This is a genomic window from Sphingobium sp. L-44 (assembly GCF_056859495.1).
This window is the reverse complement of sequence record NZ_JBSXOQ010000065.1, coordinates 1-11,465: the sequence shown is the minus strand read 5'-3', so window position 1 is coordinate 11,465 and position 11,465 is coordinate 1. Positions and strand designations below refer to the sequence as shown.

Genomic DNA, 11,465 nt, shown 5'->3' with positions numbered 1-11,465 from the left:
CTTTTGCACCCGGTGGAATCGACACAGACATGGCTGCCCTCAGCGATTTGAAGTGGGCGAGGTTGGGTTTGATGGACGTTGACCGGTGCGCGGCCCATGCAGTCCACGCTCTGGTTTATCCGCAATCCTTCGCCATACCGGGGCTGGGCAACCAGGTCACATATTTGGCCAGCAGGGGTCTAGCTCGATCGTTGCTCAATCGGATTGCCGCCCTCCCATATCGGCGCCCGTAGGGCCGCACCACATAAAAGGGGCAGGAAACCCTGCCAATAACATCTGCTGGCATCCTACCGGATTTGTTCGCCCTTAGCGTGCAGATACGTCACTTTCGTGTAGTCACCCCTTGTAGAGTGGCTGACGAGCGGGCTGAAGAAAACGGCAGTGACCCTAAGCAGGATGCGCAATCGGAGACCCAGGCTGAGAAGAAGCCCTCGCTTCTCGAGCGCTACCCGATAGTCCGCTACGTCCTCATCGCCGCGCTTGCCGCCGGCATCATCGCGGCCATCGTCTGGTATATGAATTACCGCGCAAGCGGCCAGTACCTCCAATCGACCAACAACGCCTATGTGCGCGCGGACTTTGTGACCGTTTCACCGAAGGTCGGCGGCTACGTCGAGCGTGTCCTCGTCGCCGACAACCAGCATGTCCGCCGCGGCCAGCTGCTTGCCATCCTCGATCCTCGTGACTACCGCGCCAATGTCGATCAGGCGCAAGCTCAGATCGCCGCAGCCGGCGCCAACATCACGACCGCACGCCGGACGCTTGACGAGCAACGGGCCACTGTCGCTCAGGCCGCCGCCCAGGTTGCGAGCGCCGAGGCTGCCGCGGCAGCGGCAGAGAACGAGGTAAGACGCTACGAGCCCCTCGCTCGGACAGGGGCGGAATCGCGTGAGCGTCTGGCAAACCTTGTCCTTCAGCGTGATCGAACCGCCGCCGATCTGCGCGCGCAGCGCGCCGCCTACCTCGCCGCCCGTCGCAGTGTCGCGACACAAGCGGCTCGCATCGGCCAAGCGGAGGCGCAGCGCGGCACCGCGCAGGCGCAGCTTGCGCGCGCCTCGACGGATCTCGGCGCCGTCGAGATCCGCAGCAGCATCGACGGCGTTGTCGCCGACAAGGCAGTCCGGGCCGGGCAATATGTCCAGCCGGCGACCCGGCTGATGTCGGTGGTGCCGGTCGATCAGCTCTACATCGAGGCGAATTTCAAGGAGACGCAGGTCGCTCTGATGCGCGTCGGGCAGCCAGTGACCATCAAGGTTGATGCGCTGGACGGCGCCGAACTGCGAGGCCGGGTCGCCAGCTTCTCTCCAGGGACAGGCGCGCAGTTCTCGCTCATCCCGCCCGAGAACGCTACCGGGAACTTCACGAAGATCGTCCAGCGAGTGCCCGTGCGCATCAGCATTGAGGCGGGTCCGGAAGCGCGCCGGGTGCTGCGGCCCGGCCTGTCGGTCGAGGTCACGGTCGACACGATCGGCGCAAAGGGAAGCCGGGAACGGATCGAGCAGGAAACCGAGCGGCTGAAGCGCGGCGAGACGCAGGGCGCGCGCTGATGGCGGCCGAACGCGCCGGCCTGCGCGACTGGCTCGCCGTCGCGGCGGGCACGATCGGGTCGTTCATGGCGCTGCTGGATATCTCGATCGTCAATGCAGCCTTGCCCACCATTCAGGGCGAGATCGGCGCGAGCGGAACCGAGGGCACCTGGGTCGCGACCTCCTATCTCGTGGCGGAGATCGTTATGATCCCGCTGAGCCCCTTCCTCGTGCGCCTGTTCGGTCTGCGCAACTTCCTTCTGGGTGCAGCGGTCAGCTTTACCGGCTTCTCGATCGTTTGCGGCATCTCGACGACGTTGCCGATGATGATCGCCGGTCGTGTAGGGCAGGGCTTCACCGGCGGTGCGCTGATCCCGACTGCGATGACCATCATCGCGACGCGGCTCCCGCCGTCGCAGCAGCCGATCGGCACGGCCGCGTTCGGCGGCACCGCGATCCTCGGTCCGGTGCTCGGGCCGATCATCGGCGGCTGGCTCACCGACAATTACAGCTGGCACTACGCCTTTTTCCTGAACGTGCCGGTCTGTGCCGGGCTCGTCCTGCTCCTGTTGTTCGGGCTCAAGCATGAGCGTCTTCGGCTCGACCAGCTGCGCCATGCCGACTGGTTCGGGATCGCGGGGCTTGCAATCGGTCTGGGTGCGCTCACCGTCATGCTCGAGGAGGGGCAGCGCGAGATGTGGTTCGAGTCTGCCATGATCGTGAAGCTCGCGCTCGCAACGGTCTTCGGCTTCGCGCTGATCACGCTCGGACAGGTCCGCTCCGCGCATCCGGTGCTCAAGCTGTCGCTGATCTTCAGCCGCTCGTTTGGCAGCGTTTTCGTCCTCAGCCTCATCATCGGCGTCGTGCTCTACGGGGTGACCTTCCTCATCCCGCAGTTCCTCTCGTCGATGGCGGATTACAGCGCGCTGCAATCGGGCAAGGTGGTCTTCGTCTCCGGCATCCCCGCCCTGATGCTGATGCCGTTCCTGCCGCTCGCGTTCAAATATCTCGACGTCCGGCTGGCGGTATTTGTCGGGATGACGCTGATCGGCGTCAGCTGCGCGATGGATTGGCACCTAACCGCACAGTCAGCCGGTGGCGATCTTACGGATTCCCAGCTCGTCCGCGGCTTCGGGCAGATCTTCGCCATGATGTTCCTCAACCAGGCCGCGATCAGCGCCGTGGCGCCAGAGGACGCGGGCGATGCGTCCGCGCTGTTCAACGCGGGGCGCAACCTCGGCGGATCGATCGGCCTTGCCTTGATGGCGACCCTCCAGGACCGGCAGACATTCCTCCATTTCAACCGGCTCGGTGAGACGGTGTCGGCCAATGCGGCCACCACGCAGGAATGGTTCGCTAAAGCCATGGCCATGCCGTCCGGCGAAGCCGGCGCCTATCGGCAGCTCGCCGGTCAACTCCTCGAACAGTCTACCGTCATGGCCTATAACGACTTGTTCTTCGCGCTAGGCGTCGCGATCGCGATCACCACGCCGCTGGCGCTGTTCCTCCGCCCGATCTCCTCCGACACGCAGATGGCGATGCACTGATGAAGCGACTTGGCTGGGCCATTCTCCCCGCACTCCTGACCGGATGCGTCGTCGGCCCCAACTATGGAGGCCCGCCGGGTGTTGCGAGCGGCGAGCGCGCCGGATCGACATTCCGCCGCGCGGATCAGGCGGTCACCCTGCAGACCCCTGTCGCACGCTGGTGGGAAGGCATGGGCGACGCGCAGCTCACGAAGCTGATCGACCGCGCGCTTGCCTCTAATCCGGACGTGGCGATCGCCGAGGCGCGCATCCGCAAGGCGCGCGCCAGCTTGCGCGAACAGCGCGCGAGCCAGCTTCCCACCGTCTCCGCGTCAGGGACTGCGATCGTCGCCGATCTTCCCGCCGGCTCGCTCGCGCTGCCGACGCAAGGCGAGCAATCCGATCGTATCAGGGCCGAATTCTACAACGCCGGCCTGGATGCATCGTGGGAGATCGATCTGTTCGGCGGACGACGCCGTGCCGCCGAAGGTGCTGAAGCTCAGGCTCAGGCAGCCGAAGCCAATAGAGCTGATGCGCAGGTTCGTCTCTCGGCGGAGGTCGCCCAGAATTATGTGACCCTGCGCGAACTTCAGCAGCGCCTGATCCTGGCCCGTCGCTCCGCGGAGCTTCAGCAGAGATCACTCGCCCTGCTTCAACAGCGTGAGCAACGCGGTGCATCGTCGCGCGACGAGGTGGTTCGGCTCCAGACTGAGCTGACCCGCACGGAGGCCGGGCTGTTGCCGCTTGAAGGGCAGATCGCAACCACGCTCGACCAGCTTGCCCTCCTCACCGGCGACGAACCCGGTGCACACGACGCCGCGCTGTCTACCCCCGCGCCGATCCCGATGATCCCCGGGACTGTCGCGATCGGCGATCCGGCCGCCATGCTGCGACGCCGACCGGACATTCGCGCAGCCGAGCGGCAGTTGGCGGCATCGAATGCGCAGATCGGAGTCAACGTCGCCCGGCAATTCCCATCAGTCAGCATCATGGGTATCATTGGCCTCGGTGGTCCCAATATTGCCGATGTGATCGAACCTGACAGCGTTGCGGGCCTTCTTCTGCCGCGGATCAGCTGGAGCTTCCTCGACTTCGGCCGTAATCGTGCTCGGGTCGAGCAGGCCGTGGCCGACCGCGACGAGGCGGAAGCGCAATATCGCAAGGCAGTCCTCGGCGCGCTGTCGGATGCGGAAACCAGCCTGACCCGCTTCGGTAATCAGCGCCGTAACCTGTTTTCGAGTATCGCAAGCCGGGACGGTGCCAGGCAATCGGCAACCTACGCCCGGCAGCGATACGAGCAGGGAGCTGTACCGCTGAGCACCTCGATCGACGCCGAACGCGCGGCGCTGGCTGCCGATCAGTCGGTGCTGGAGGCGACTGGCGAGCTTGATCGTGCATTTGTCGCCCTGCAAAAGGCGTTGGGACTCGGATGGAGCCAGCTGTGACCGTTGTGCACATGCCGGGGAGGGGCGCTGACCGAGTGACGGCGCGCTTCTTCCTCCTCCTGTCGGGTATCTGCGTGATGACGCAATCAGGGGAGGACTAGATCTGATGGACTGCGGGCGTGTAGGGGAGCGCAATCGTCGGCAGAAGCTCCGCTCGCTCACCGAAGAGGGACGTGCTCTCGCGCAAGCGCTTTTCGAGGATCTTAGGCCCAATTTTGCGAATGCTTACTGGGCAGCAAACGTATCGACCGTTACGGCTGCTGACCGCGATGCAGCATCTCATGCGGGGCGGATCAGGCGAGCAATACCGCCGGCTACATTCCCAGCATCAATGGCAGCAAACAGGTGCCGGACCAGGTCGGGGGGCTGTGTCGACTTGGCCCGGCGGTATCACCTATCCTGCAAGCCCGGAGGGGGTCAGCGACTTGCCGGTGGTGAGCTCGTTCTCCAGCACCGGGACCGCGGTACCGGCGACTTGCTGCAGCGCCGGATCGGTTCCGTCCTGTGCGTAGCCCTTATGCACCGCCCACGCAGCCTGCTGAACCTGCGCCGACTGGGTGAGATAGAGGTTGTCGAAAGCGCTCTTCGGCGCCTTCTGGAGCAGCTTGAGGAGGGCAGCGCGGTCGGCGGAAAGGGTCGAGGACGGCGCCTTGATCGTGCGCTGATCGTTCTTCAACGCCGCCAGCAGCGCTTTGTGGCTACTCTGCGTCTCTGCCAGAACGCGCTTCGCATAGGCCTTGACGTCATCACGCTGCGCGCGCGTCGCGGCGAGCTGCGCCGCCTTGATCTGGTAAAGATTGGCGTCGGCCGCGGCGAGCACGTAGTTGGGTCCACTCTGGCTTGCGACCGGCGAGACGCCGATGTCGGCGCTGTTCATCGTTCCCGAAGTCGCGGGCGAAACAGCCTGAGCCAACACTGGAACTGGCGCCAGGGTAAGCAGCGCGGCAAATATCGCAGTCTTCATCGAAATCCTCCGTTGGTTTTGTTAGACATTGACCAAGATCAACGGCTCGAACGATAAGGAAACGGAACGGTTCCCTTTTTGGATCTCGTCTGGGCCAATCGGCCCGGCGCGTGACGGCGGGGACGGAGACCTTTGTCGGCCATCGGCCGCCTGATCCGCAGCGCCAGCAGCTCAGCGACATGACGCGCACCCAGCTCGGACACGGCCGCATTCTTTTCGCCATACCCGTTGTCGCCGACTATCCTCGACCATGACAAGCTTCTCTCGAAGATCGCTCGTGCGATCGATGATAAGCGGGTCGGTAATTTAGTTGTTCGCGCCCATATCACTGATGTCCGACGAGGCCAGTTGAGTGCGTCAGGTCAAGGCGTTAGCTGCTGGTACGGGGAGTGGAGACAGCGACAATCGAACTCGCGGCAGAATAATTGCCGCTCGAACCTTGCACTGTCAGGAGTGATGTCCAAGGGATTTGTATCACTGTGAGCGTAGAGATTAACGTGCGCTTGATATCAGCATAGCCAACTGCCTGCCTCCCGATGCAATTAGCGGCTGCGGTTCTTATCGCGTGTCCCCGGCGCCGGAGCCGGGGACACGCAGCCCGTTTCATTGTCCAGCGATCCGCCCGTCTTGATCCGATCGGCGACGATCTGGCGCGTCGCCTCCCCAGTCGTTCTTACCATTCGGGCGTCACCTCAAGGTTTGTGCGCCAGACAACGATTTGGCAGACATAATGCGAACATCGGCTAATTAGCGAGCTTGAGGCGCGACATGGGATCGTTGAGCTGGCGGAATTCACCGCCAGGCGGACGCTCCGCCTGCCCTCAAAGGCAGCCGCCGGGCAGGCTACGCCGCGGGGTACGATGCTACTGACATGGCCAAGCCTTCGCTAACGAGCGTTCAGCTCCGGCCACCATATGAACACTCATAAAATAGCTATTCTGCTCCGCCCAGCGTAAATATGCCGCGCGCAGCGCCGATCGGTCATAGCGTGGAGCGCGGCATTCCGCTTTTCGCGCGACGATCATCATGTCGAGCACGCCTTGGAGGTAAGCGCCGCATCGCGGCTCATTCGCTTGACAGCTTACGAACAACGCCGAGCCCGTCGCCGACGCGGGTTCGGTTTGGCCGATCGCACTATCAGGCAGGGCGGCCAAAGCGGCGCATAACAATATCCATCGCCTTGGCCGCATTTTCGTCTCCTATTCCGCAGTATCATTTCGGAAGGGGCGCACGGCCCTCGACGGCCGGCGCCCCGTGCTGATCCATCATTCGCGGCCGAGCACCTGGCCTTCGGGCGTGACGAACAGTTCGATCGTCTTTCCGTCGCTGTTCTTGCCCTTGATTTCATAGAGCGTGCTTCCGTCCGCCTTTCGGGTGACTTGCTCCGCTTTGCTTATTGACGCGAGTTGCGCGCGTGCCGCGTTCATCGCGGCCTCGGGCACCTGAGCAAGCGGGATGTCTCGTTCGCTGTGCTTGCCGATTATCCGGTTTTCGTTCGCCTCGTGGTTTTGCGCGATCGCCACGCCCGCGATCGCCAGCGCGGCCGCGCCCACGCCTGCGACAACAGTGAGAGTTCGTTTGCTAGCCATGTTCCATTCCACTTCCTGCATAAGGGCCGTGGGGTCGGGCGGGCGGCGGTTACGGCCCAATGAGCCGTCGTCCGAGTTCAACTCCTCTGATTGTTCATCCTGTCGAGCGCCGCGCGCAGCCCACGGGCGAGCTTGGCTGCGTCGTCGTTGGCCCAGAAGTGCATGAAGAACAGCCGCGGCTCGTCGTTTAGCATATGATTATGCAGCGCCGTGACCTCGATCCCGTTCGTCCGCAGCACGCGCAGGACCGGATCGACCTCGTTTGCGACAAGTACGAAATCGCCGGTGATGGCGGCTCGGCCGTCCCCGGTTGGCTGAAAGTTGATCGCGGTCGCCGTGCCCATCGTCGGCGGAGTCTCCATATCGCCGTCCATCAGCCGCTCGGCGCGCGGAAAGCTGTATTGGAGGATGCCACCGGCCGTCTTGCCCTCACCGCCCATCAACCGGTTGAGCGCGGCCACATCGAGGTCGAGCCGCGATGCGGCTGCGCTGGCCGAAGGCGATTGCGGCGCGGCGAGCGGGGTCCGACTGGCTGATAGCGCTTGCCGGAGCGCGGCCGCGAGCTTCACCGGGTCGCCGTGGCCGGCAATGTGCATGTACATGGTCGCAGGCGAAGAGCGGAGCAGGTGATTGTGGAGCGCGGTGATCGTAAAACCGCTTGCGAGCAGGCGGCTCAAAACGGGGTTCACCTCGTCGTGGGTCAGCACGAGATCGCCCATCACCATCGCCTCGTCGCCCATCGGCTGAAACGCCGCCCAAGAGCCGAGCGCGAGGGAGGGCTTGATCGTCACCCCATCCAGCGTGACGCTCAGGTCCGAACGCGAGAAGCTGTAGCGGTGAACGCCCCCCGGCTGTTCGGCCCCCGCTCGTCCTATCGCCCGGTCGACAGCCGACCAGTCCGGCGCTGCCCATGCCGGGCTTGCCAGCAGGAGGCTGGCGAATCCCAAGGCGATGGTCTTTTTCAGCATAATTGATCCTTCATCAGCGCACTCGACACGGAAAGCCTCACGTCATGCGAGCGCGCCGCCGGCGAGCCGCGACATTGCGCTCCGGTTTCTTTCTTCGGGATAAGCAGTCCTATGTTCATGAGGCTTGTGATGCAACCCTTACACTTGTAGGCTAGTGACGATACAACTATGACAAACACACAAGCTTCCCCTTGGTTGCTCCTGATCCCGCAGCTTCCGGCTAAGCCTGCCTATTTGCGGGTGAAGGTCTGGCGGCGTTTGCAGGCGATCGGGGCCGCGCCGCTCAAGAACGCCGTCCATGCGCTCCCCAATCGCGAGGACACGCGCGCGCTGTTCGAAGAACTGCATCGCGAGATCACCGAAAATGGCGGCGAGGCGCTGATCCTCGAAGCGCGCCTTGTCGGCGGCATGGGCGATGCGGAGCTGCGCGGAGTGTTCGACGCTGCGCGTGACGCCGACTATGAGGAGTTGGCACGCGAGGCGCGCGCGCTGTGTGAGGGCGAGTATGTCGCGGCGGCGGATGTGGGCCGCCTGCGCAAACGCCTGAACGAGGTCGCCGCGATCGACTTTTTCGGTGCGCATGGTCGGCAGGCGGCACAGGCCGCCATCACCGAGGCGGACCGCCGCTCTCACCAACATCCCGATGTGAGCGGCCCCGGTGCGCCCGAGCTGACCCCGGCGGAGCTAAAGCGCCGCGTTTGGGTGACGCGCCGCCATGTCCATGTCGATCGCATCGCGTCCGCCTGGCTCATTCGCCGCTTCATCGACCCCGAGGCGAGCTTCAAGTTCGTCGAGGGCAAAGGATATGTGCCGGAGCCTGACGAACTGAGGTTCGACATGGCGGACGCTGAGTTCACCCACGAAGGCGACCGCTGCTCCTTCGAGACCTTGGTGTTCCTCACCGGTCTCGAGACCGACCCCGCGCTGCGGGCGCTCGGCGAAATTGTTCACGACCTTGATATTGCCGATGCTCGGTTCGAGCGCCCGGAAACTCCGGGAGTGAGCGCGCTTATCGCCGGCATCTGTGCCGGCACCGACGACGACGAGGAGCGGATCGCGCGCGGATCGACCGCGCTCGACGGATTCTATGCTCACTTCACCCGGCGAAAAGAGGACTAAAGATGGAGGCCAGCGCACGCGCTGAAATCGCAGTCGAGACGCTGCACGAGCACGGCATCAGCTTTGGCGAGGCGGTGCGCGTCTGGATCAGGGTCGCGCTGCTCAGCTTCGGCGGACCGGCGGGCCAGATAGCGGTGATGCATCGCATCCTGGTCGAGGAGAAGCGCTGGATCGGCGAGGAGCGGTTCCTCCACGCGCTCAACTATTGCATGCTGCTGCCCGGCCCTGAAGCGCAACAGCTAGCTGTCTATATTGGCTGGTTGCTCCATAAGACCAAGGGCGGCCTGGTCGCGGGCGCGCTATTCGTGCTGCCCGGCTTCCTCGCGATTTTAGGGCTCAGCTATGTCTATGTGCTGCTCGGCGAAGTGGCGCTGGTCGAGGGATTGTTCTTCGGATTGAAGGCCGCCGTGCTGGCGGTGGTGCTACAGGCGGTGGTCCGGGTGGGTTCGCGTGCCTTGAAGAACAACGTCATGCGCGGTTTTGCCGCGCTGGCGTTCGTCGCGATCTTCGTGCTCGACGTGCCCTTCCCGCTGATCGTGCTTGCCGCCGCGCTGATCGGCTTCTTCGGTGGCCGCGCTGGTTACGCCGCATTCAAGGGCGGCGGCGGACATGGTCCCGCCGGCGCTGAGATAATCCACGACCGCGACACCGCTCTTGGCGAGGGCCTTCCCGACCATGCCCGGCCGAACCTCTCTTGGTCGCTGCGCATCTCCGGCGTCCTGCTGCTGCTCTGGCTCGGGCCGGTCGCAGCGCTGCTGTTCGCGTTCGGCCCCGACGACGTGTTCAGCCGCATCGCCACCTTCTTCAGCCAGATGGCGGTGGTGACCTTCGGCGGCGCCTATGCGGTGCTCGCCTATGTCGCGCAGGAGGCAGTCGAGACCTATGGCTGGCTCCAGCCCGGCGAGATGCTCGACGGGCTCGGCATGGCCGAGACCACGCCCGGGCCGCTGATCATGGTGACGCAGTTCGTCGGCTTCCTCGCGGCCTTCCGCGAAGCGACCGGGCTGCCGCCGCTCGTCGCCGCGACCTTCGGCGCAATCCTCACCACCTGGGTTACCTTCCTGCCATGCTTCCTGTGGATCTTCGCCGGCGCGCCATTCATCGAGCGGCTGCGCGGCAACCGCGCATTGTCGGCCGCGCTTTCGGCGATCACCGCCGCAGTGGTCGGCGTGATCCTCAATCTGGCGGTCTGGTTTGGTATCCACACTCTGTTCGAGCAAGTCCGCGAAGTGCCGTTCGCAGCCGGCACCATCGATCTCCCAGTCCTAACGTCCGTCAACTGGCCGGCGCTGGCGCTCGCGGTGGGTGCGATACTCGCCATGTTCCGGTTCAAGGCCGGCATGCTGCCGGTGCTCGGCGTCTGCTCGGTCCTCGGGGCCGCATATGTAATGATCATCTGAAGGAGTGACGCGTGACGATCGACCATCTTTCCCGACGCAGTGCAATCGCAACTCTTGGCATCGGAGCCGCCGCCATGACTATCAACGAAGCCTCTGCGCAGACGCCGGCCGCAGCGCCGGCGGCTGTCCCCGCCTTTGCCGGAAATCATCAGGTCAAGCCGCTCAGGTTCAATCCCGCCAGGCTTCACGGCCTCTCCGAAAGGCTGATCACATCGCACCACGAGAACAATTATGCGGGCTCGGTCAAGGCCCTGAATATGATCGAGACACGACTTGCCGCCGCGCTCGCTGACACGGACCTGCCGCCGGTGGTCTATGGCGGATTGAAGCGCGAGGAGCTGCACCGCACCGGCTCGGTCGTGCTCCATGAGGTCTATTTCGACGGGCTCGGCGGCAACGGCCAGGCAGCCGGTTCCATCCGCGACGCGCTGGGCGCGGCGTTCGGCTCGTTCGACCGCTGGGAAGCCGACTTCCGCCGTACCGGGATGAGCCTTGCCGGCGGATCGGGCTGGTGCGTGCTCGTCTACAATCTCCACACGCGCTCGCTGCACAACCATTGGGCGTGGGATCATATGCACGGTGCGATTGCCGGCGTGCCGCTGCTCGCGCTCGATATGTACGAGCACAGTTTCCACATGGATTACGGCACCGCCGCCGCCAAATATGTCGACGCCTTCTTCCGCAACATCGACTGGGAAGTGGTCGACCGGCGCTATGCCGCGGCTTTGCGCGGCGGCGGCTGAACCCGACCGCCGTGGCTTAACACCCACTGCTGCGCGACACCTGAGGGGGCGTTTGCGGGAGGGGGCGGAATCCTACGCCAAGCTCGCCCAGATAGCCGGCGCGAGATCTTACTTGTTGCTGCCTTCTACGGTCGCGCCAGAAAGGCGACGGCTCAGTTCTATCCGGCGATGGCTACGCATTTTGA

Annotated in this window: 10 protein-coding genes; 6 read left to right on the top strand and 4 right to left on the bottom strand. The window is 64.2% G+C overall.

The window, feature by feature from the left end; genetic code table 11:
* Positions 1-350: 350 nt before the first annotated feature.
* Genes AC13EK_RS06975 through AC13EK_RS06965 form a run of 3 tightly spaced genes read left to right on the top strand, consistent with a single transcriptional unit; the run spans position 351 to position 4,497 of the window.
* Positions 351-1,547, top strand: coding sequence for an HlyD family secretion protein (locus AC13EK_RS06975; RefSeq protein WP_133085407.1), 1,197 nt, complete (start codon positions 351-353; stop codon positions 1,545-1,547).
* A complete protein-coding gene (locus AC13EK_RS06970; RefSeq protein WP_133085408.1) occupies positions 1,547-3,073 on the top strand; it encodes a DHA2 family efflux MFS transporter permease subunit in 1,527 nt (508 codons plus the stop codon). The genes AC13EK_RS06975 and AC13EK_RS06970 overlap by 1 nt, the downstream gene beginning before the upstream one ends.
* The gene (locus AC13EK_RS06965; protein WP_133085409.1) at positions 3,073-4,497 is read left to right on the top strand and encodes an efflux transporter outer membrane subunit; all 1,425 of its coding nucleotides are present in this window, start codon (positions 3,073-3,075) and stop codon (positions 4,495-4,497) included. The genes AC13EK_RS06970 and AC13EK_RS06965 overlap by 1 nt, the downstream gene beginning before the upstream one ends.
* Positions 4,498-4,891: 394 nt before the next feature.
* Here the strand turns inward: AC13EK_RS06965 and AC13EK_RS06960 are convergent, their stop codons facing one another.
* From AC13EK_RS06960 to AC13EK_RS06945, 4 genes are all read right to left on the bottom strand, one after another.
* On the bottom strand, positions 4,892-5,374 hold the full coding sequence (locus AC13EK_RS06960) for a DUF4142 domain-containing protein (RefSeq protein WP_483022102.1): 483 nt from the start codon (positions 5,372-5,374) through the stop codon (positions 4,892-4,894).
* Between the two features lie 950 nt (positions 5,375-6,324).
* Entirely contained in the window at positions 6,325-6,651 is a 327-nt protein-coding gene (locus tag AC13EK_RS06955; protein ID WP_223178489.1) for a Rap1a/Tai family immunity protein, read from the bottom strand.
* A 75-nt stretch (positions 6,652-6,726) separates the two neighbouring features.
* Positions 6,727-7,131 (bottom strand): PepSY domain-containing protein, encoded by a 405-nt coding sequence (locus tag AC13EK_RS06950; protein WP_228165648.1) that lies wholly within the window; start codon positions 7,129-7,131, stop codon positions 6,727-6,729.
* Complete coding sequence (locus tag AC13EK_RS06945) at positions 7,128-8,018, bottom strand: DUF1259 domain-containing protein (RefSeq protein ID WP_483022101.1); 891 nt, start codon at positions 8,016-8,018, stop codon at positions 7,128-7,130. The genes AC13EK_RS06950 and AC13EK_RS06945 overlap by 4 nt, the downstream gene beginning before the upstream one ends.
* A 195-nt stretch (positions 8,019-8,213) precedes the next feature.
* Here AC13EK_RS06945 and AC13EK_RS06940 point away from each other — a divergent pair, with 195 nt between their 5' ends.
* The 3 genes from AC13EK_RS06940 to AC13EK_RS06930 are packed head-to-tail and all read left to right on the top strand — an operon-like array spanning position 8,214 to position 11,280.
* A complete protein-coding gene (locus tag AC13EK_RS06940; protein ID WP_008603798.1) occupies positions 8,214-9,137 on the top strand; it encodes a chromate resistance protein ChrB domain-containing protein in 924 nt (307 codons plus the stop codon).
* A 2-nt stretch (positions 9,138-9,139) separates the two neighbouring features.
* Positions 9,140-10,537, top strand: a complete 1,398-nt coding sequence (gene chrA, locus AC13EK_RS06935; RefSeq protein WP_008603799.1) for a chromate efflux transporter — start codon at positions 9,140-9,142, stop codon at positions 10,535-10,537.
* An 11-nt stretch (positions 10,538-10,548) separates the two neighbouring features.
* On the top strand, positions 10,549-11,280 hold the full coding sequence (locus AC13EK_RS06930) for a superoxide dismutase (RefSeq protein WP_008603800.1): 732 nt from the start codon (positions 10,549-10,551) through the stop codon (positions 11,278-11,280).
* Positions 11,281-11,465: the final 185 nt, after the last annotated feature.